This window comes from Halorubrum sp. Ea8 (assembly GCF_002252925.1).
Lineage (GTDB): Archaea > Halobacteriota > Halobacteria > Halobacteriales > Haloferacaceae > Halorubrum.
Genome location: NZ_NHPF01000100.1, coordinates 88235 through 108057 on the forward strand (window position 1 = coordinate 88235; position 19823 = coordinate 108057).

Consider the following 19823-nt stretch of genomic DNA (forward strand, 5'->3'; position numbering starts at 1 on the left):
TCGCTCCGTCTCCGACGGCGCCTTTTTAAACGACCTGATTCCTGAGCCCCTTGTACTCGCCGGTCTCGGCGACCCGCTCGAGGTTCTCGACGAGGACGTCGGCGCAGCGCTCCCAGTACTTCGGCGTGTGGCCCGCGACGTGGGGCGTCAGGAAGACGTTCTCGAACCCCCACAGGTCGTGGTCGCTCGGGAGCGGCTCGGGGTCGGTGACGTCGAGCGCGGCCCCGTGGAGCGCGTTCGCCCGCAGCGCGTCCATGAGCGCCGGCGTGTCGATCACGCCGCCGCGCGCGACGTTGACGACGATCGCGTCCGTCGGCAGCGCGTCGAGCTCGGGCTCGCCGATCAGCCCCTCTGTCGTCTCCGTGAGCGGACACGCGAGGACGAGCACGTCGGTCCCCGGCAGGACGTCCGCGAGGTCGTCGTAGCCGACCACGTCGTCGGTCGGTCCCTCGTCCTCGACGGTGTGGCGGACGCCGACCGTGTCGACGTCGAACCCCTCGAACCGCTCGACCACGGTCTCGCCGATCGAGCCCAGCCCGACGACGGTCACGGTGCTGCCGGCGAGCTCCGTGAACGACTGGAAGCGGCGCCACTCCCGGCGCCGCTGGCGGCGGCGCCCCTCGTCGAGTCGCCGCGCGAACGTCAGCACCCAGCCGAGCACGTGCTCGGCGACGTTCGGGCCGTGGACGCCCGACGCGTTCGTCACCGCGACGCCGCGATCGGCGAGCGCGTCCAGCGGCAGGTGATCGACGCCGGCGGCGTTGCACGCGAACAGCCGCAGGTTCTCGGCGGCCGCCACCTCCTCGGCGTCGATGTACTTCCCGGCAACGACGGTGGCCTCCCGCAGGTAGCGCCGGTGGTCGTCGGGCGTCGCGGCGAGGCGCACCTCCCGGTCGGGGAGGCGTCGGTCGAGAATCTCCGCGTAGTCGGCCGCCGGGATTCCGTGCGCGTCGTGGTCGAGCACCGCGACGTCGATAGTGGACATGCTCCACGCGTCGCGGTCGGTCGACAAAGTACCCGGGGTCGCGGTCGTCGGCGGCGTCGGCCCGCGTCCGTCGCGGTCCCCCGGAGCTACTCCCCCATCCGGATCGGCGGCGACGCGCTCATCAGGAGCAGGCAGCCGATCCCGACGCCCGCGCCGACGAGGCCGGTGCCGGCGCCGACCGCGCGGACCGCCGCCTCGAACCCGAGCGGGCGGGTCGCGACCGCGACGGCGACGCCCATGACAACCGGGGTCGCCGTCGCCGCCGCGCGCCCGCTCCCCTCGCCGAGGCTGACCAGACCGCCCCGGAGGTCCGGCGGCGGGAGCGTCGTGATGACGCTCCGGTAGATGGAGAGCACGAGCCCGAACCCGATCCCCATGAACACGACGCCGACGGCGGCGACCGCGAACGATCGCGCGAGGAACGCGAGCGCGAGCCCGGCGCCCATCGACAGGTTCGTGGCGACGAGCGGGTAGAGCCGGTCGTCGAACAGGGAGGCGATCCGCCCGGCCTGCGTCGCGGCGAGCGCGTACGTGAGGCTCGCGACCGCCGCGAGGACCCCCGCCTCCGCCGGCGTGTAGCCGAGCACGTCGACGACGAGGATCGAGTTGTACGTGAGGAAGCCGAACCACGCGACGTTCGCGCTCCCGCGCGCCACGACCATCGTCCACGCCCGGCGGTGCGCGACGAGCGCGCGCATGTCTCCGATCTGCGCCCGGATCCCCGCCTCCGAACCATCGTCCGCCGCCTCGCTATCGAGCGGCTCCTCGAAGTACAGGTAGACGACCGCCGCGATCGGGAAGGCGACGGCGTACAGCAGGAACGGGTACTGCCACGCCATCCCGACGAGCACCCCGGCGGCCAGCGGGAACGCCGTCTGCGACAGCCCGGAGCCGGTGAACCGGAGCCCCTGCGCGGTCGCCTCCTTCGTGCCCGCGTACAGGTCGCCGAGGCTGGTGATGATGATCGGCGTGAGCGCGGCGAACCCGATCCCTTGGAGCGCGCGCAGGGCGAGCGCCGCGGCGAAGGCGGAGACGAAGGCGATGGCGGTGCCGGTGAGCCCGAACCAGACGAGTCCGAAGAGCAACACCGGCCGCCGCCCGTATCGGTCGGAGATCACGCCCGCGATCGGGATGACGACGATCGACGGCGCGGTGAACGCCGACATCATGAGCCCGATGTTCGCCGTCGACGCCCCGAGCGGCTCGACGAGCGATCCGAGCACGGGCGAGAGGAGCGCGGTGCCGAGCGGCGGGAGGACGTTGATTAGAAGCAGCAGCTGGAAGGGTCGCTCTCGGACGATCCCCGAGTCGGCTCCGGCGATCGACGAGCGGGATACCACGCATGGCCGCAGACGGTCGTCCGGATTAAACCTACGCGTAGGGGCAGGCGGTCGCGCGGCGGTCCCGCTCCGTCGCCGAGAGGCGGCAGCGACCGTCAAAAAACGTTCGACGTAATCGAACGCTTTTATACTTGGAGTCCGACGCGTGAGTATGAACGGAGGGCCGAAAGACGCCGATACGCCGGAAAAAGACGCGGTACGGACCGCCGAAACGATGTTCGACGTCGTGCAACGCCTCGTCGAGAACGACGGCGCGTCCCTGGCCGAGTTGGCGGCCGAACTCGACTACGCGAAGAGCACGGTGCACCGACACCTCCACACCCTAGCGGACCTCGGCTACGTCGTCCGGCGCGACGGGGGGTACCACGTCGGCCTCCGGTTCCTCGAGATCGGCGTCACCGCACGGAGCGGCTACCGCGGGTACGACCTCGTGCGCCAGAAGGTCGAGGAGATCGCGGAGGTCACCGGGGAGCGCGCCCAGTTCTTCGTCGAGGAACACGGGAAGGCGGTGTACCTCGCGCGGGCCGTCGGGGACCGGGCGGTCCGCACCGACCCCGGGATCGGCAGCCGCATTCCGCTGTACGCGGCGTCGGCCGGGAAGGCGATCCTCGCCGAGCTTCCGGAGCCCGAACTGTCCGACATGTTCGAACGCATGTCGTTCGAGCCGGTGACGGAACACAGCGTCACCGACCCGGACGAGCTCCGCGCGGAGATTGAGGCGGGACGCGAGCGCGGCTACTTCTTCAACAGGGAGGAGTCGCTCCGCGGTACCCACGCCGTCGGCGTCTCGATCTGTGACCCGGACGGCGAGGTGATCGGCGGGCTCAGCGTCACCGGCCCCTCGCACCGCCTGAACGGGGATCGACTCGAGTCCGAGATCCCGGACCTCCTGCTCGGCGCGGCGAACGAACTCGAACTCAACATCGCGCACACGTAGCGCCGCGCCCGGCCGTTCGCGGTGCTCGTCCGTACGCGGCGTCCGTCCGTTCGCGGCGTCCGTTCGTTCGATATGATAGAACGCCGTTATCGGTCATCCGTGAACCGCCCGATCTCTTGTCGCGGCTCAAAATAACAGGAGTACTTTTGTTATCTTAACTCGGCTCCGGATAGTCGATCCGCCCCGTCCGAACCGGACCCCCGACACCGAATCGGGTCCTCAGCACGTGATTCATAAGTGTGTCACGATCGGGTGAACATTACGGAGCTGAAATTAATCGCTCCGCTCGCGACGGTGTTTACGCCCTCGATCTGCTCTGAGACCTCAAACGACGACTTCACCGCCAACGGCCGCTTTTCAACACTCTTCGCAACGCTACGGAGAGCGACGACCGGCGGCGATCACCAGTCGTCTCTCGTCGGCCTCCGTTCGCACCGTGAGTGTCTCAGTACCGTGTATCGGGCCTATAAAACGCGACGGACCGATCCGAGCTGTGTCGCTCACGTCCGATCTATCTTTTTGTTTCGCCGTCACTTACGCCCCAACGAATTCGAACGTATAATAGTACGATGATGTACCAATGTCTGTCATATACGAACTGAGACGGGAGGGATTTCCGGCCGCGACGGCGGCGTCGCGACTCCGGCTCTTCGACTGTCTCGTCGACCGACGGACGAGTGATAACGGCGGAGGGTCGCTTCCGGCCCGCGGCCTTGGGGATCGCTTCCGGCTCGCCGTCCCGCGGCGAGCGACCGGGCCCGAATCAGGCCGTCTCCATCTCGCGCTCGAGGTCCCGGAGCCGCTCGATGCGGTTCTCGGTCGACGGGTGCGTCGAGGCGATCTTGCCGACGAACCCCGCCTTGATCGGGATGATGAAGAACGCGTTCATCTCCGCCTCCTGGCGGAGGTCCTCCTCCGGCACGCGGTCCATCCGCCCGTCGATCGTCATCAGCGCCGACGCGAGCGCACCGGGCTTCCCCGTGATCAGCGCGGCGCCCCGGTCGGCGGAGTACTCGCGGTACCGCGAGAGCGCGCGGATCAACAGGAACGAGACGATCCAGACGACGATGGAGACGAGCACCGCGACGATGACGGGCGCGCCCTGACGGTTGTTCCCGCCAAGCAGCCATCCCCACCGGACGATGAAGAAGGCGATCGTCGAGAGGAACGAGGCGATGGTCATCACCATCACGTCGCGGTTCTTCACGTGCGCGAGCTCGTGGGCGAGCACGCCGTCGAGCTCGTCCTCGTCTAACGATCGGAGCAGCCCGGTCGTCACCGCGACGGTCGCGTTCTTCTTGTTCCGGCCGGTCGCGAACGCGTTCGGCACCTGCGTGTCCGCGACCGCGATCGTCGGCTTCGGGAGGTCGGCCTGCTGGCTCAGTCGCTCGACCCGCCGGTGGAGGTCGGGGTACTCGTCGGGGCTCACTTCGCGGGCGCCCATGCTCCGCAGGGCGAGCTTGTCGCTGAAGAAGTACTGGGCGATCGCGAACCCGCCGAGCATGACCAGCGGGAACAGGAAGTCGCCGAAGTATACGGTGAGCACGCCGACGAAGACGACGTAGAGGGCGAAGAGGAGGAACATCGTGAACGCCATCCGCCCACGGAGTCCCCAGTCGGTCTTCCATTCCATACCCGAGTTTTACCGTTCGTCGGATTAAAGCCTGCCGGGGTTCCCGGAGCGACGCCGCGGCCGCTCGGTCGCCGGACGACGGTGCGTTTTTCCGCCGCCGCGCCGACCCGCCCGCATGGAGACCGTCCTCGTCACCGGCGGCCGCGGCGCCTCCGGGCGCTGGGTCGTCGACCGACTCGCCGGCGACTACGAGGTCGTCGTCGTCGACTACGACCACCCGGGCCTCGACGCCGACCCGGTCCCGAACGTCTCGTTCCGCGCGGCCGACCTCGCCGATCGCGGCGAGGCGCTCGACGTCGTCCACGCGGTCGACCCCGACGCGGTCGTCCACTGGGCGGCGATCCCGGTCGCGGGCACCTACCCCGACGGTCGCGTGTTCGAGACGAACGTCCGCGCCGCGAAGAACGTCCTCGACGCCGCCGGTCGCGTCGACGCCCGGGTCGTGCAGGCGTCGAGCGACGGCGCGTACGGCTTCTTCTTCGCCGATCCGACGCCGTTTCCGGAGGAGTTGCCGATCACCGAGGACCACCCGCTCCGCCCGGAGGACCCGTACGGGCTCTCGAAGGTGACGGCGGAGGCGGCCGCCGGCGCGGTCGCGCGCCGCGAGGGCGTCCCGGCGGTCTCCATCCGGCCGTCGTGGATCCAGTACCCCGGCGCGTACGCCTGTCGGAGCGACGAGTACGTCGGGGATCTGGACGCCGGCGCCGGCAACTTCTGGTCGTACGTCGACGCCCGCGACGTCGCCGACCTCGTCGCGGCGGCGCTCGCGGAGACCGCGGGGCCCGACCCGGCGGTGGCTCCGGGGTCCCACGAGGCGGTCAACTGCGTCGCCGCCGACAACGCGCTCGGTCGGCCCCTACTCGGCCTCCTGCGGGAGTCGTACGGTGCGATTCCGAACGACTGCGCCGTCGACGAGAGCGCGCTCGCCGAGGGCGACGAGCGGGGCGCCTACGCGGTCGCGACGGCCGAGCGGCTGTTCGGGTGGACGCCGAGTCGGTCGTGGCGCGAGGCGGCCGACGAGGGCGTCCCCGAACCGGTCCTGTTCGAGCGATAGACGCCGAACGGAGTCTTGGACGCTGTTGAAATCCGTCTTCAGAGATAACGCTGAAACCCCGGTTACTGAAGAGCGCGTACTGACTGGTGGGTGCCCGCAGTTCGAACGGTTCTCAGTCGGAGGGTGCGGCTTCAATCCTTATTGACCATCACTTCGCTGGCCTTGATAACAGCCTGAACCTCGTCGCCCTCGGCGAGATCGAGCCGATCGGCGGATGACCGAGTGATAGTAGACGCGATCGCCTGTCCGTCGGGCAGTTCGATGACCACTTCTGCCATGACGTCGTTCGTTTTTATGGACTTGACTGTTCCCGTGAGTCTGTTGCGAGCACTGAGTGCCATATCGCTCCCAGATCACCAGTACATAAAATACCTGTTGGTAGAACGAACTTTCTCTACGAACGGCCGCGATCTCGGAGCCGCACGCTGTACCGCCGAGAACGACGTATATACATACGACAGCCCGCCCCGTCTCCTAAATCGTCAGGATCGCGTTCACCAGCGTCCGGGTCGCGATCGCCGTCGCCGCGCCGAGCCACGTCAGCAGCACGAAGTGGATGTAGCCGTTCGCGGGGTTGCCGCCGTCGATCCGCCGGATCATCTGCGAGGAGAGGGCGGCGTTGAAGAGGACGACCGTCAGGAGGAGGTACTCGATCAGCGGGATGTCGTACGCGCCCGGGTAGACGATCTGGCCGATGTCCATCTCCTCGAGCCCGAAGTCGGCCGTGAGCTCGGCCAGGATCGCGACGATCTCCAGCCCGATGAAGAAAGCGAACGTCGCCGCCGCCGTGATCCCGTACAGGAGGCCGATGAACGTCATCGCCGCCTGTCGCCGCTGCTCACGCAGCTGATTCACGGCGTTCATGTTCTTCGATATCAGCTCGCCGAGCATCTTCGGGTCTCCCCCCATCTGCCGGCCGACGAGGTACATTTCGGAGAACTTCTGGATGAGGTACGACCTCGTGTCGTACGTGAACTGCTCCCACGCCCCCTCGGTGCTGATACGCATGTTGAGCCGGCGGTAGAGCCGCTCGATCGCCGGCGAGAGGTCGCCGAAGTTCTTGTCGCGCAGCGTGGTCAACACGTCGGTCGTCGTCGACTGCTTGGCGCTCTCGGTGGCGCCGAGCGCGCGCACGAAGGAGGGGAACTCGCCGTCGCGGGCCGTGATCTGCTGTTCCTCTCGCCTGAGGACGACGCCCGTGATGATGAGCGGCGAGATGGGGACCGCGAGGTACAGCGGCAGCCGGACGTCGTCGACGAAGAAGAGCAGCCCGGGGAGCCCGGAGCCGTAGCCGAACATCCCGGCCGCGGTGATCCCGATGATCAGGAAGGAGAGCCCGCCGCCGACCCCGAGCGACGCCCACAGCTTCAGGTCGCCCGGGGCGCGCTCGTCCGGGTGGAACCAGATCGGGTCGTACGGCGAGGTCGCCCGGATCATCGCGTAGAAGCCGAGCTGGACGAAGACGAACAGGACGATGACGGCCGCCACCGTCGCGGTCGGATTGTTCCCGGTGAGGATCGGGAGGACGATCGCGAAGACGAGGGCGAATGTCATCGAGAGGATCATCGACATGTACAGGTCCTTCATCACCTCTAAGTTCGCCAGCGAGGACTCGTACACCGTCTCGTACTTCGCGAGCATGACGTCCTGCTCTGAGACGAGGAACTCCTCTAACGACTGGCCCGCCCCCATCGTGTAGCCGAGGCGGTCGAAGAAGTCGGCCATCGCGTCTGAGGGTACCTCCTCGGCGCGCCGGCGACAGGCGTCGTCGAGGCTCTGGTTCCACGTGTCGACGAGGTGGACGACGCGGCCGATCTCCTCGGCGGCGACCCCGTACTCCTCCTCCTTTGCGAGCGTCCGAAACACCTCCATGCGGTCGATGTTCGTCGTCGACAGCACGGTCATGTGCGTCATCACGAGGTGGAGCTGGTTGTCGATCTGGTTCTCCAGGCTGGAGAGGTAGATCTTCGGGTAGATCACCGCCGCCACCAACACCAGCCCCCCGAACATCGGGACGGGAACCCGCGCCGCCAACGGGAGCGGGAGCGCGAACAGGCCGACGACGCTCGCGGCGAAGACGAGCAGCGCCGGGATCAACACGAGCCCGACGTACTTCCGCTTCGAGATGTCGAGTTTATCGTACGACTCCATGACGGCCGAGGTCAGCTCGGCCGCGGTCGCGAGCCCGTTTCCGACCTGTTTCACCGCCATTACACGTCAGCCTCGCTCATCGGTCGGTTCACCCGACGTTCCGGTGCATGTCGAAGGGAAGCCCCTCGACGCCGTCGCGCTGGAAGGAGTTGATCGCCTCGTTCACCTCGTGGTACCCCATGATCCCCTCCTGGATCATCCGCTCGATCAGCTCCGCGCGGAAGTCCAAGTCGTCGTAGATGTCGCGGGTGTCGGCGTAGCCGAGCAGCGTCGCGATCTGCTCTTCGAGGACGTAGGAGTTGTTCATCCCTTGGAACACGATGTCGTCTTCGACGGGGTCCCAGCTGAACACCTCCCGGGTGACGACCCCCTCCATCTCCTTGGAGTACCCCTCGATCTCCTGAACGCTCGTCACGCGGCGGAGGACGTCGTCGCCCTGTTTCACGCGGTTCTGGAACAGCGCCACGTCGGCGTTGTCCATGAACGTCTCGGGGACGTTGATCGGTTCGGAGGTGAACCGCTGGATCATCGAGACGATATCCGACGCGTGGAACGTCAGCATGACCGGGTGACCCGTCTGAGCCGCCTGGAACGCCATACGACCCTCGGCGCCACGGACCTCGCCCACGATGATGTAGTCGGGCCGCGACCGCAGCGCGGCGGCGACGAGGTCGAACATGTCCACGTCGGAGGAGCCCTCGTCGCCGCCCTCGCGGGTCAGCAGCTGCTGCCAGGTGTTGTGCGGGGGAATGACCTCGGCGGTGTCCTCCGCGGTGTATATCTTCGAGTCGTCCGGGATGTACGACAGGATCGCGTTCAGTGTCGTCGTCTTGCCCGACGCCGTTTCCCCGACGACGAACACGGTCTGTTCGTTCTCCAGACAGAGCCAGAGGTACGCCGACAGCTGCGGCGAGAGCGTTCCCCAGTGGGTGATTTGGTTGATCGACAGGGGCACTTCGTCGCCCTGCCGGATCGTGAGCGAGGAGCCTTTTAGCGACACGTCGTCGGAGTAGATGATGTTGATACGCGACCCGTCCGGCAGCGTCGAGTCGACGATGGGGTCGGAGTCGGAGAGCGGGTCGCCCATCCGTTCGCCCATGTTGCGGAGCCAGTTGTCGAACTCCTGGGGCGTCCCGAAGTCGACGGTCGTCTCCAACATCCCGTAGGTGCCGTGATCGACGTGGCACTCCTTCGGGCCGATGACGTGGATGTCCTCGTTGGCCGGGTCGCGCATTATCGGCTCGAGCGGTCCGAGTCCGACGATGTCGCGGTTGAGCCGGTAGCGAATGTTCTCGTACGTCTCCTCGGTGACGGAGAGCTTCCCCATGTTCAGCACCTTCGAGAGGTTCCCTCGGATGCCCTCGTTCTGCCCGTCGATGTGAGTGACCTCCTCTAACAGCTCCTCGATGAGGTCGTCGTACTCGGCCTCGCTGTCGGGAGCGGTGTGCTGCCCGCTCGTCCTGAGGAGGCGGTTCTTGACCTCTGTGAGGACCTCCGCCTGGGTACCGGTGATCTCCGGCTCGATGGCGTAGTACTTCGTGTCCTGTCCGAGGTCGCCGTAGATGTGACTGTAGATCGGCCCCCCGACCGGGTAGATGACGTTCGGCCGGTTCGACTCGTACTCGCCTTTCGGCTCCTCGATGAACTGCGGGAACTCCCCCGTGATCTGCTTGAACTCCCGGAGGTGTTCCCGGAGGTGGGGCCGCCGCATGGCGGCCTTGCGGAGCTCTTCCGACGGTTTCGCGGTTCCGTGTTCGGTCATGGTCTACTCGCCGCCTCCGCGGGTCCTGACCGCGCGCGCCGTCGCGAGCGGTCCGTCGTTCGCGTCCCGCCCGCGCGGGACGGCGGGTCCGTCGCGGGCGGGCGGCGTCATCACGCCACGCTGCGGCTCTCGATGACGATTCCGGTACCCGACCGGACAGAGAACCCGATCGTGTCCCCGACCTGTTCGCCCATCCCCGCGAAGCGCTTCACGTTGATCTGCCGGCGGATGTCGTTGCCGACCTCGATCATCTCCAGCTCGAGGAACACGTCGGCGATCGAGCGGAACGGGCCGATGGCCTCGTCGTCGACCGCCGACGGGTCGACGGTGAGCACGACGACCTTCCCCTGCGAGATGATCTCGCGGAAGAAGGAGATGATCTCCAGGGCGGCCTGCCGCTCCTCGTTCTTCCGGACGAGCGCCTCGAACGTCGGGTCGTTCCGGAAGATGGCGTCGAACGTGTCGAGGAAGATGACGTCGGAGTTCCACATCGCCTCCGCGTTCATCAGCCGCTTGAGCAGTTCCTTCCGCTCGCCGTCGCCGTCGGAGAACGCGCCCCCCGAGTCGAAGTCGGCGTGGAGGAACAGCAGCTCCTCTTGGAGGAGCGGCTTCACCATGTCGTACTCCAGCGAGTGCATCTGATCGATGAACCCGCGGACGGTGAGCTCCGTCGACATCATCGTGACGGACGCTCCCTCCTCGACGAGTCCGTACGCGAACCGCTGCGAGATGGCGCTCTTCCCGGCCCCGTAGTCGCCCTCCATGAGGACGATGCTGCCGCGGGGGATCCCCCCACCGAGCTCCTTATTCAAGCGGTCGCGTTCGCCGAGTCCGATGGAAAGCAGATTGTCTGTGCGAGGCATGTCAGTTGGCCTCCGTGCGGAACTGGAACAGCTCCTCGTCGCCGTTCACCGTGAGGTACACGCGGTGGTCCGTTCCGGGGTCAAGACCGTCGCTCGTCTCGCCCAGCCGGTTGGTGTCGATCGTGAGCCGCAGGACGTCCCCGCGGCTCCACGCCGCGCCCGTTCCGGCGGAGGCGAGCTCGCCCTCCGTCGCGCTCGGCGGGACGTAGGCGCCGTCGAAGACGACGTCGACGCCGGAGCCGTCCGGGTTGAGGCGCTGTGTCCCGGTGTTCTTTATCAGCAGCGTCACGTTCTCGTTCCCGCTCTCGTTGTACACCCCGGCGCTCGCGTCGGAGATGACGGTCACGTCGGTCCGGAGCTGCTCGGTCGCGTCGATCCCGGCGTCCTCGACGGCCGCGCTCACCCGGTCGACGCCGGTCGTGATCGTGCCCACGACGCCCGCGGCGATCACGAGGCTCGCGATGAACAGGATGAGGTGAGAGACCGGTACGCTGGCCATCTACGCGCTCACCTCCGCCGCGTCGCGGACGCCGGACTCGACGACGAGGACGACGCGAGTGGGGTCGCTCCCGGTCGTGATCGCGGTGTCGACGGTCGTCGTGTCGACCGTCACCGTCAGCGTCTCGCCGCCGAGCCAGAGCTCGGTGTCGCCGTCGCCGTCGACGGTCGTGGTCGCGTTCGGTCCGCCCACGTCGACGTACTCGTTGCCGACGACCAGCGTCGCGTCGCTCGCGACCAGCCCGACCGAGCCGTCGTTGGTGGCGTTGACGACCAGTTCGCCCGCGCCGTCGTCGTACGTCGCGTTCGTCACGGCGAACTCGGTGTTCTGCCGCTCCAGCGAGCGCTCTTGGATCCCCTGTTGCGCGTCGGTGACGCGGTCGAAGCCGTTGGCCGCGACGGGGTAGAACGCGGTGAACGCGAAGAACAGCCCCGCGACGATGATGGCCGTCGACGCGGAGACGCTAACGCCCATCTCCCCACCCTCCGTCGGCCGGGTCGGCGCGGTCGGAACGCGGGTTCGGGTCGTTCATCGGACGCGGGGAGCCGCCGTTCCGCTCGCGTCCGTCGGGTCGCTCGCCGCCGCGGTCCGTCCGCCCCTCTGCGCGTCCCGACCGCTCGTCCCGCCGTTCAGCGTCGCCGTGGCCGTTCGCGCGTCGCCCCTCGGAGCCGTCGTGCCGGCGCTCCTCGGAGCCGTCGTGCCGGCGCTCCTCGGAGCCGTCTCGACGCCGGCCGCCGCGTTCCTCGCGTCGGTCCCGCCCGTGGTCTCGCCCGCCGACCCGCGGCGCGCCGCCGCCGACCAGCGAGCCCCCGGCGAGGTCGTCCCACCGGTCGAGCAGCAGCAGGTGTCCGCTCGTCCCGTTGAGCTGCGTCACGTACCGGAGGCTACGAGTGTGGTGCTCCCGGACCAGTCGATCGGTCCCCGGTCGGTCGACGAGGTTGCGGTCGATCGTGCCGAAGCCGGAGAGGAAGTCGCGGAGCCGCGCGGCGGCCTCCGGGCCGACCCACTCGATGCGCTCGTAGTAGTTGATCGCGCGCACCGCGTCGGTGACGTCGCTCTCCGAGACGAGGAACTCCAGCCACTCCATCACGAGGAGGTCGCCGACGTAGTCGCCGGGGAGCTCCGTGAGGTACGGCTTTCCGCGGCTCCCGGAGAGGTCGTCCTCACCGACGTACTCGAAGCCGCCGCCGTTCGCCTCGGCCGGATCGCCGCCGGGCTGTCGGCCGCGCGTGCGATCGGCCGCCGGCTCCGGTTCGGGGTCCGGTTCCGGTTCGGGGTCCGGCTCGTGGCCGTTCGTCGCGGGGTCTGCGTCGGTCGCCGGCTCCCCGTCGAACGAGTCGTCCCCGTCGTCGAACGGGTCCGTCTCGTCACCGAGGTCGTCGTCGAAGGGATCCGTCTCGTCGCCGAGGTCGTCGTCGAACGAGGCGTCCCCGTCGTCGAACGGGTCCTCGTCCGCGGGGGCGGCCGCGTCGCCGTCTCCCCCCTCTTCGTCGGCCCAGTCGGCCTCCCCGGCGTCGTACTCCTCTTTCAGTTCGCTGAAGCTCTTTCCGTCGTCGTTCATGTCGTCTCCCTCGTCCGCCGCCGCGGTCTCGGACGAGGCGTCGGCGGAGTCGCCGTCGTCCGTGTGGTCGTCGTCCGGTTCCCCGTCCAGCTCGCCGAACTCGTCGCCGCCGTCGTCGAAGTCGTCGTCGAGCATCTCGTCGTCGAAGAACCCGTCGGCGTCCGCGTTCGCGACGTCCTCGTCGAGGTCGTCCCCCGCGTCGTCCTCCTCCTCGTCGTCGAAGAGGCCGAACGACCCCTCGCCGCCGCCGCTGACGCTGTCGAAGCCGCTGGAGTCGTCGACGAAGGGGTTGATCCCGCGGGTGACCATCTCGTAGATGTCGAGCAGGTTCCTGACGTCCTCCTCGATATCGTCGACCGCGGCCGAGATCTCCTCGTTCTCCGACCGGACCGTGGACACCGTCGAGGAGAGCGACGCGACCTCGTTCTCGAGGTCGTCGAGCCGCTTCTCCAGCTCGTCCGTGTCGGCGCCGGCACCGCCGCCGCCACCGCCGCCGCCGTCGTCGAAGCCGTCGTCCCACTCGTCCATCCCGTCGAAGTCGTCGAAGTCGTCGCCCATGCCGCCGCCACCGCCGCTACCGCCGCCACCGCCGCCGCCGCCCATCCCTCCGCCGCCGAAGGGATCGTCGTCGCCGCCCATGCCTCCGGAGTCGTCGTCGGAGCCGCCGTCGTCGAGAAAACGGTCGAGGACGCTCGCACCGACGAGCCCCAGCGTGGCGACTATCCAGGTGGCCGTTGGAGCTCCCCACACCGGTAGTTCGAGGCCCATTACCGAGTACGACCCGCAGAACACACTTCAATTCACCCCTCAAAATATCAACAGTGAGAAAACACCACACTCGGGGACGGCGAACGCGTGTCACGTCCGCGGCGGGCCCGTCGTCCGACTCGCTCAACGGGTGCGCCGAGCGCCCGGATCAGAGCGTGCGCTCGAACCCGTCGGCCGCCCGGACGACGAGCCCGCCGCCGGCGACGAACCGGACCGTGCGGCCCACGCCGTCGCCGACGTCGCTGGCGACGACCGGAACGTCGGCGGACGCGAGGCACCGCTCGGCCCGCTCGACGTTTCGGGGACCGACGGCGTCCGTGAGGTCGAGCATCTCGGCGCCGCCGGCGACGCGCGCCTCCAATCGACCGGGCACCGCGCCGGCGTCGACGAGGTCGTCGACGAGCGCGTCGATGCCGGCGTCGACGTACTTCCCTCGACGGGCGGCGGCCGTACGCGTCTCGTCGCCCGTCGGCAGCATCGCGTGGAGGAGGCCGCGAACGCTCGCCCGCTCGTCGGCGATGGCGACGGCGACGCAGGAGCCGAGTCCGCTCGTCGTCAGCGTCTCCCCCCGCGTCGCGACGGCCAGCTCGCCCACACCGACCTTGATCCGGCGCTCGGTCGCACCGCCGGTCCCGACGTCTCCAGGCGCTTGGCCGTCGCCGCGCTTCGCGGAGCCGTCGCTCCCGTCGCGGTCTCGCGACCCGCGACCGCGGGACGACGAGGGGTGGCTCACGTCTCTGAGAGGCGGTCGAGGGCCCGGGCCAGTTCGCGCTCGTCCGGGAGCGCGTACACGTCGCAGCGCGCCTGCACGCCCTCCGTCTGGATCGCGGCGTCGATCACGAACCCGTAGTCCTGCCGGCGGCTGAGCTTGGCGACCAGCGGGCTGATCGTCGCCGAGCCGATGTCGTGGACGAACTCCGGCGGCGAGTGGCTGATCGAGGTGCCGAGCACGTTCGCCCAGCCGTCGATGAACCCGCTCGTCATCACGTTGCCGAGCTCGCAGAGCGCGTTCTCCGCCATCCCGCCGAGGGGCTCGTCCGGCTCGGTCGGGAGCATCGACTCCGCGATCGCCGCGGCCGACTCCTCCTCGAAGAGTATCGCGAGGTAGCCGCTCGGCTCCCCCTGCAACTCGAAGACGGTGCCGGCGTGGGGCTCGACGCCGACCTCCGCGGGCACGTCCGCGAGCGGGACGAACCGGAGGCGGCTCACGTCGACGGTCGTGTCGAGGCCGGTCATCATCGCGATGTTGTCGGCGGCGTTCGCCGAGCCGCGCTTCGCCAGCGACGCGAACGTCGACAGCGACTCGTACGGGACCGCGGTGCTCCCGCCCTCGCCGGCGGCTCCGGCCCCCGGTCCGCCGTCTCCCGTCGCCTCGGCCCCCGCCGTCGCCGCCGGCGCCGTCTTCCCGACGATGAGGTCGCGGAAGGGACCGGAGTCGGGCAGCATGTAGATCGAGAAGTCGAGGTCCGTCGTCGTCGCGTCCAGCCGGCTCTCGAAGAGGAACACGCCGTCGCCGGCCAGCGCCCCGTCCGGGAGGACGGCCGCGCCGTCGGCCTCGAAGTAGCGCGGCGGTGTCATGTCGATCGCCTTCCCGAGGTAGTTCGCCCAGCCGTCGAGGAAGCCGCCGAGCGCGATGTTGCCGACCTCGGTCACCGCGCTGCGCTCCATCGACGCGCCGCCGGGGAGCAGCGAGAGCAGGGCGTCGACGTTGGCGGCGTCGAACGCCAGCACCGCCTCGCCGTCCAGCCCGCCGCGGAGTCCGACGCTCACGCCGATCGACTCGCGACCCGCGAACGCCTCGGCGAGGTCCTCGCCGCTGGCGACGCTCGCGCCCGTGACCTCGACCGCGAGGTCGGTCCCCGTGAGGTCGGCGAGCGCGCCGGCGGCCTGCTCGGCCCCGCGTTCCGCCAGGCGGTTACACGCGCCGAGCGCACGCACGTCGACCCGCATTATACCGCCGATCCGATGGCGTCGAGCACGTTCGGCTTCTGGAACGGCTTCGTGATGTACCCCTCCGCGCCGGCCTTGATGGCGGCCTTCATCTTCTCCTCTTGACCGACGCTGGTGCACATGATCACCGTCGCTTGCGGGTTCTCCTCTAAGATCTCCGTCGTCGCCTCGATCCCGTCGCGGATCGGCATCACGATGTCCATCATCACGAGGTCCGGGCCGTGTTCCTCGTACATGTTGACCGCCTCGACGCCGTTTTCGGCCTCGCCGACGATCTCGAACTCCCCTTCGAGGATCTCCCGAAGGAGGTTCCGCATGAACTCCGAATCGTCTGCGATAAGCACGCGCGTTGCCATTGTTGTCTGAAGGCGGGTACAGCGATCACTTAACGGCTCCCCCGCGGTTCTCAGCGCTGAGAACGGACGCGGGTCGTCGAAAGAAACCGTGTCTCACACCCAGTGGCCGAGGATGTGAATCACGCCGACGAGGACGGTCCCGCCGAACGCCTCACGGGTGCCGATCCCGAACGGGAGGAAGGTGCCGGACCCGTCCGTTGGAGGCTCCTCTGACGGAGTGTCGTCTCCAGGGGCGCCCCCGACTTCGGGATCGTCGCCAGTGCCCGTCTCATTACCAGCATCCGTTCCGTTCGGATCGGTGCCGTTGTTCGAACTACTGGGAGAGGACGCACTCGGGTCTGAGTCGTCCCCGGTGGTCTCGTCCGAAGCCGGCCGCTCACCGCCGTCCGAGTCGGGATTCGAACCGTTCCCGTCGGAGGCATCGTATACCGACGTTCCGTTCCCGTTCGAGTCGATACGAGTTACCGCCGGATCGGCTTCGACTGTGACGGTTCCGTTGATCCGATCCTCGTCGATCGAAAGCGTGTAAGGGTACTCGCCCGGTTCGAGGTCGGCATCGATACCGTCGAACGTCTCATTGCGCGGTGCGTCCGGGCTTACTGTCACGTAACGCTCCTCAACGATCGCGCCGTCGGCGACGTCGAGCGACAGCTGTTTTCGGTTCTCCACCACGCCGACGTTCCGAATCGTCGTCGAGAGGCCGGAAAGCGACTCCTTCCTGGTCACCGTGACGTTCGTCGTCGTGTTCGTCAACCGTAGTCGATGCGGGTCCGCGGCGTCGGCGGCGACGATGACCGTCCGGCTGTCGCGCAGTCCGGAGTCGTCGCGGAGTTCAAACAGGACCCGGTGGCCGGGCGGTACACCGGAGAGACCGAGGTCGGCGCTGAAGTTACCGTCGTCGTCAATCGAGACCGTCGATTCGGACAGCTGCGGCCTGTCGCCGCCGTCGTACGTGAACTCGGCGGTCAGCTCGGTCGCCGGCAGCAGGGTCGTGGTGCCGGTGATCTCACTGCCGTCGGCGAATATCTCCCCCTCGTCGGTGTGATGGTCGTACTCGATATACCGCTCTTGGATCGAGAACGTCGTTTCGACTGAGACGCCGGCCTCGTCCGACGCGAAGTACGGGAACTGCTCCGGGACCGAGCTGTCGCCGACCGAGGCGGCGTCGAACGGGCCGTCAGCTTCCTCCGCGAACCGGTAGCGTTCCCCCTGTTCGCCGGCCAGTTCGAACGTGACGCGGTACTCCTCGCCGGGGTCGAGCCGCTCGCCGATCGCGTTGTCGTCACTCGTGTCGATCACGAGGTAGAGCCGGCCGGCGCTCGGGTCGGCCGACGCGGCCTCGAACTCGTTGGCCGACTCGAACAGCAGCGTGGCGTCTTTAATCGCTGACGAGTCGATCCGGGTCGGCTGGCGGTTCTGACCGGGGTTCGTGTGTTCGATCCGGAGGTCGATCCCCTCCTCCTTGGCGAGAAGGTCCTCCAGCACCTCGCCGCTCGCGTTGTCGCCGGCGGTGNNAACGACGGCGGTGCCGGGGGCACCGCCGTCGTTTGCGACGTGCGACAGCGCCCCCCAGATCCCGGCGGCCTCGACGCCGATCACGAGCCGGTCGCCCTTCGTGACGGCGGACCGTTCGAGGCCCTCACTCCGGAGCGCGCCGAGGGATTCGACCGACCCGTCCGAATCCGAGGGCATCGTGGTGAACAGGTCGATCTCTTCGCCGAGGTGTCGCTCGGGCTCGACCACGAGGACGTTCGACCGCGTCGCGGGGGCCGCCGGGGAGACGACGCCGTCGCCTGTGACCGTGAAGGTCGCGTTCTCGACGGCCGCGAGTCGGTACCGCTCGGCGGCGAGCGGCCGAACTAGGCCGCCGGCGCCGGTCGCGGTAGAGAGCTCGGAGAGGCTGCTGACGTCGCCGCCGTTCTCGTCGATGAAATCAAGATTACAGCCACTGATCGAACAGCTGGTCGCCGTCCCGTCGCCAGAGACGGAGACGTACTCCGCTCCCGTCCCTGCGACGCGAGTGTTGAGCGTTACGTCCATCCGAGTCCCGTCGCCGGGCTCCAGTTTGATCACGTCGGTGAATCCCACCGACGTCCCGGAGTCGCTCAGGCGGTTCCCGCCGACGAGGAGGTACGCCTGCTCCTCGACGAGGACGGTGAACTCGACCGGATCGCCGGCGGTCGTCGCGTATATCTCTCGGCTGAAGGTGGCGTTCGCTTGGGCCGGCGCGTCCCCGAGGGCGTCCGCGTCGATCGCCGCCGAAGCCGCGCCGCGATCGAGGCCCGACACGTCGCTCGCGGGCGCGCCGTCCGCTGACACGGCGCCGGCCGAGGGGGCGCCGGCAACGAGCAGCGACGCGACAAGCGCGGCACAGAGGAGCCACGCGACACGGCGCGCGAGTCGGCGAGTTCGGCGGCGTCGGTCGGACCGGCCGGGAGCGGTCGACGGCTCGGCGGAGGGCGAGCGGGCGTCCTTCGGGGAGTGCGAGAGTGTCCGTGACATCGTGTAGTCGGCGCGTGGGCCGCCGGTCGGCGGCCCGCGTCGTTCGTCCTCGGCTCCGCGGGTCGACGACTAAAACGTACGCCCCGGATTATCAACGCGGAGAACCGCAAGGCTCGCCGAACCCCCTCGGAGACGGAAATCGGGGGACTCCGGCGGGGTAACCGTCGACTTGCCTCCCGAAGAATTATATCCGACGCGAGCGCGCTTCCAATCACGATGCCATCGTGTCCCCGCTGTGAGGCGTCAGTAACCGAAGAGGCCCGGTACTGCGCGCAGTGCGGCGCCCCGCAGACGGAGGACGCGGCCGAGGAGCTCGACGAGTACGTCCAGCGACAGGCGGAACAGGTCGCCGGCAGTGGCGGAGGCGGCGGCGACGCCGGCGACTCCGACGGGTTCGCGGACATGGCCGACCTCAGCGACCGCGAACAGCTCTGGCGGCGCGGCTGTTACGTCGTCGGGTACGGGACCGTCGTCGTCGCGCTCACGCTCGTTCCGGCGGTCGGCGCCTTCCCGCTGATCCTCGCCGGGGTCGCGATCCTCCCGCCGATACGGCGACTCACCGCCGAGCCGCTCGGGAGCCCGCTGAAACGCGAGGTGATGGCGGGGCTGTACGCGATCTTCGCGGTGATCGGCGCCGCGCTGCTGTTCCTGCTGTAGTGTTCCGTCAGCGGATTCAGTCGATTCGGAATCCACCCGCGTCCTCGGCGGCGCGCACCAAGTCGCCGATGCTGTCGCTCGCGGAGAGCCCCTGACTCGCCGCGAACCGCTTGATCATCACCGGCGGCAGGTCGACCGTCGTCTCGGAGGCGGCGAGCAGCAGCCCGATCGCCTCCGGCGTCGGCGAGCTCGGCCCGGCGTTCGACGCGAACCACGTGAGGAGCGTGTCGAACGTCGCCGTCACGTCGTTCGACACGGTCCGCTGGCGGGTGGTGTCGCCTTCCGCGTGGAGCGTCGCGTCGATCCCGTAGTCGAAGCCGTCGCCGTCGAAGGAGCTCGCCAGCCACCGGCTCACCGCCTGCCGGTCGACTGCGTCCGCGCCGGTCGAGGACCGCTGTCCGCCTGAGCCCGCACCGGCGCTTTCCCGGCGGTCGTTCCGTCCGCCTCCGCCGCCGCGTCCCTGTCCGGCTGCGTGACCCTCCCCGCCGGCCTGTCGCCGATCGCGGTCCTCGACGCCGGGCCCGGCCGCGTTCGCGCGCGGGTCGTCGCCGGCGGGCCGGCGGTCGTCCGGGCTCGCGGGCTCCGCGGCGGTAAATCCGGATCCCTCGTTCGCCCGCTGCTCCCGCTGCCGCTCCCGCGATCGTCCGACGTTAGGGCGGCCGTTCGTCCCGACGACGTACCGCCCCTCCTCGATCTCGACGACGTTCTCGTCGTCGGTGAAGTCGAGCTCGTCGGGGTCGGCCGGCGGCGCGTCGGGGTCGGCGGCCGGTGCATCGCGGTCGCTCATAGTAACGCCGTGAACGCG

General features: G+C 68.7%; 18 protein-coding genes. 3 read left to right on the plus strand and 15 right to left on the minus strand.

Annotated features, from left to right (window positions below; translation table 11 throughout):
• Nucleotides 1-25 precede the first annotated feature (25 nt).
• Together DJ74_RS11375 and DJ74_RS11380 are read right to left on the minus strand one after the other, a co-directional pair.
• Nucleotides 26-985, minus strand: a complete 960-nt coding sequence (locus DJ74_RS11375; RefSeq protein ID WP_094527323.1) for a D-2-hydroxyacid dehydrogenase — start codon at nucleotides 983-985, stop codon at nucleotides 26-28.
• Nucleotides 986-1071: 86 nt separating this feature from the next.
• On the minus strand, nucleotides 1072-2325 hold the full coding sequence (locus DJ74_RS11380) for an MFS transporter (RefSeq protein WP_094527324.1): 1254 nt from the start codon (nucleotides 2323-2325) through the stop codon (nucleotides 1072-1074).
• A gap of 151 nt (nucleotides 2326-2476) precedes the next feature.
• Here DJ74_RS11380 and DJ74_RS11385 point away from each other — a divergent pair, with 151 nt between their 5' ends.
• Nucleotides 2477-3262, plus strand: coding sequence for an IclR family transcriptional regulator (locus DJ74_RS11385; protein ID WP_094523804.1), 786 nt, complete (start codon nucleotides 2477-2479; stop codon nucleotides 3260-3262).
• Between the two features lie 763 nt (nucleotides 3263-4025).
• Here the strand turns inward: DJ74_RS11385 and htpX are convergent.
• Entirely contained in the window at nucleotides 4026-4895 is an 870-nt protein-coding gene (htpX, locus tag DJ74_RS11390) for a zinc metalloprotease HtpX (RefSeq protein WP_094523805.1), read from the minus strand.
• Between the two features lie 115 nt (nucleotides 4896-5010).
• On the opposite strand from htpX, the gene DJ74_RS11395 reads away from it, so the two are divergent.
• Nucleotides 5011-5949 carry an NAD(P)-dependent oxidoreductase gene (locus DJ74_RS11395; RefSeq protein WP_094527325.1) on the plus strand — a complete coding sequence of 313 codons (939 nt, stop codon included), beginning with the start codon at nucleotides 5011-5013 and terminating at the stop codon, nucleotides 5947-5949.
• A gap of 131 nt (nucleotides 5950-6080) precedes the next feature.
• Here the strand turns inward: DJ74_RS11395 and DJ74_RS11400 are convergent, their stop codons facing one another.
• The 11 genes from DJ74_RS11400 to DJ74_RS19905 form a co-directional block, all read right to left on the minus strand.
• Nucleotides 6081-6290: a molybdopterin-binding protein gene (locus DJ74_RS11400; protein ID WP_094523807.1), complete on the minus strand. Its 210-nt coding sequence runs from the start codon at nucleotides 6288-6290 to the stop codon at nucleotides 6081-6083.
• 133 nt (nucleotides 6291-6423) lie between these two features.
• Nucleotides 6424-8160 (minus strand): archaellar assembly protein FlaJ, encoded by a 1737-nt coding sequence (flaJ, locus tag DJ74_RS11405; RefSeq protein ID WP_094523808.1) that lies wholly within the window; start codon nucleotides 8158-8160, stop codon nucleotides 6424-6426.
• A 28-nt stretch (nucleotides 8161-8188) separates the two neighbouring features.
• Entirely contained in the window at nucleotides 8189-9862 is a 1674-nt protein-coding gene (locus DJ74_RS11410; protein ID WP_094523809.1) for a type II/IV secretion system ATPase subunit, read from the minus strand.
• A gap of 110 nt (nucleotides 9863-9972) precedes the next feature.
• On the minus strand, nucleotides 9973-10725 hold the full coding sequence (locus tag DJ74_RS11415) for an ATPase domain-containing protein (RefSeq protein WP_094523810.1): 753 nt from the start codon (nucleotides 10723-10725) through the stop codon (nucleotides 9973-9975).
• 1 nt (nucleotide 10726) lies between these two features.
• Nucleotides 10727-11224 (minus strand): flagellar protein G, encoded by a 498-nt coding sequence (locus tag DJ74_RS11420; RefSeq protein WP_094523811.1) that lies wholly within the window; start codon nucleotides 11222-11224, stop codon nucleotides 10727-10729.
• Nucleotides 11225-11698: a flagellin gene (locus DJ74_RS11425; RefSeq protein ID WP_094527326.1), complete on the minus strand. Its 474-nt coding sequence runs from the start codon at nucleotides 11696-11698 to the stop codon at nucleotides 11225-11227.
• Nucleotides 11688-13553 carry a FlaD/FlaE family flagellar protein gene (locus DJ74_RS11430; protein WP_094527327.1) on the minus strand — a complete coding sequence of 622 codons (1866 nt, stop codon included), beginning with the start codon at nucleotides 13551-13553 and terminating at the stop codon, nucleotides 11688-11690. The genes DJ74_RS11425 and DJ74_RS11430 overlap by 11 nt, the downstream gene beginning before the upstream one ends.
• A 148-nt stretch (nucleotides 13554-13701) precedes the next feature.
• A complete protein-coding gene (locus DJ74_RS11435; protein WP_094527328.1) occupies nucleotides 13702-14286 on the minus strand; it encodes a chemotaxis protein CheD in 585 nt (194 codons plus the stop codon).
• Nucleotides 14283-15503 carry a chemotaxis protein CheC gene (locus DJ74_RS11440; RefSeq protein ID WP_094525238.1) on the minus strand — a complete coding sequence of 407 codons (1221 nt, stop codon included), beginning with the start codon at nucleotides 15501-15503 and terminating at the stop codon, nucleotides 14283-14285. The genes DJ74_RS11435 and DJ74_RS11440 overlap by 4 nt, the downstream gene beginning before the upstream one ends.
• Nucleotides 15503-15859, minus strand: a complete 357-nt coding sequence (gene cheY / locus DJ74_RS11445; RefSeq protein ID WP_094525237.1) for a chemotaxis protein CheY — start codon at nucleotides 15857-15859, stop codon at nucleotides 15503-15505. Before cheY ends, DJ74_RS11440 begins: the two co-directional genes overlap by 1 nt.
• Before the next feature lie 93 nt (nucleotides 15860-15952).
• A complete protein-coding gene (locus DJ74_RS19905) occupies nucleotides 15953-18178 on the minus strand; it encodes a BGTF surface domain-containing protein (protein WP_094527329.1) in 2226 nt (741 codons plus the stop codon).
• A 399-nt stretch (nucleotides 18179-18577) separates the two neighbouring features.
• Between DJ74_RS19905 and DJ74_RS11455 the strand changes: the two genes are divergently transcribed.
• Nucleotides 18578-19018 carry a zinc ribbon domain-containing protein gene (locus tag DJ74_RS11455; protein ID WP_094527330.1) on the plus strand — a complete coding sequence of 147 codons (441 nt, stop codon included), beginning with the start codon at nucleotides 18578-18580 and terminating at the stop codon, nucleotides 19016-19018.
• Between the two features lie 16 nt (nucleotides 19019-19034).
• On the opposite strand, the gene DJ74_RS11460 is transcribed toward DJ74_RS11455, so the two are convergent.
• Nucleotides 19035-19805: a hypothetical protein gene (locus tag DJ74_RS11460; protein ID WP_094527331.1), complete on the minus strand. Its 771-nt coding sequence runs from the start codon at nucleotides 19803-19805 to the stop codon at nucleotides 19035-19037.
• Between the last annotated feature and the right edge of the window lie 18 nt (nucleotides 19806-19823).

Excerpts from the sequence above, each read along its gene's own strand:
- DJ74_RS11430 (WP_094527327.1), bottom strand. The coding sequence starts at position 13,553 with ATGGGCCTCGAACTACCGGTGTGGGGAGCTCCAACGGCCACCTGGATA.
- DJ74_RS11385 (WP_094523804.1), top strand. The coding sequence starts at position 2,477 with ATGAACGGAGGGCCGAAAGACGCCGATACGCCGGAAAAAGACGCGGTA.
- cheY (WP_094525237.1), bottom strand. The coding sequence starts at position 15,859 with ATGGCAACGCGCGTGCTTATCGCAGACGATTCGGAGTTCATGCGGAAC.
- DJ74_RS11400 (WP_094523807.1), bottom strand. The coding sequence starts at position 6,290 with ATGGCACTCAGTGCTCGCAACAGACTCACGGGAACAGTCAAGTCCATA.
- DJ74_RS11420 (WP_094523811.1), bottom strand. The coding sequence starts at position 11,224 with ATGGCCAGCGTACCGGTCTCTCACCTCATCCTGTTCATCGCGAGCCTC.
- DJ74_RS11375 (WP_094527323.1), bottom strand. The coding sequence starts at position 985 with ATGTCCACTATCGACGTCGCGGTGCTCGACCACGACGCGCACGGAATC.
- htpX (WP_094523805.1), bottom strand. The coding sequence starts at position 4,895 with ATGGAATGGAAGACCGACTGGGGACTCCGTGGGCGGATGGCGTTCACG.
- flaJ (WP_094523808.1), bottom strand. The coding sequence starts at position 8,160 with ATGGCGGTGAAACAGGTCGGAAACGGGCTCGCGACCGCGGCCGAGCTG.
- DJ74_RS11440 (WP_094525238.1), bottom strand. The coding sequence starts at position 15,503 with ATGCGGGTCGACGTGCGTGCGCTCGGCGCGTGTAACCGCCTGGCGGAA.
- DJ74_RS11425 (WP_094527326.1), bottom strand. The coding sequence starts at position 11,698 with ATGGGCGTTAGCGTCTCCGCGTCGACGGCCATCATCGTCGCGGGGCTG.
- DJ74_RS11410 (WP_094523809.1), bottom strand. The coding sequence starts at position 9,862 with ATGACCGAACACGGAACCGCGAAACCGTCGGAAGAGCTCCGCAAGGCC.
- DJ74_RS11460 (WP_094527331.1), bottom strand. The coding sequence starts at position 19,805 with ATGAGCGACCGCGATGCACCGGCCGCCGACCCCGACGCGCCGCCGGCC.
- DJ74_RS11455 (WP_094527330.1), top strand. The coding sequence starts at position 18,578 with ATGCCATCGTGTCCCCGCTGTGAGGCGTCAGTAACCGAAGAGGCCCGG.
- DJ74_RS11415 (WP_094523810.1), bottom strand. The coding sequence starts at position 10,725 with ATGCCTCGCACAGACAATCTGCTTTCCATCGGACTCGGCGAACGCGAC.
- DJ74_RS11395 (WP_094527325.1), top strand. The coding sequence starts at position 5,011 with ATGGAGACCGTCCTCGTCACCGGCGGCCGCGGCGCCTCCGGGCGCTGG.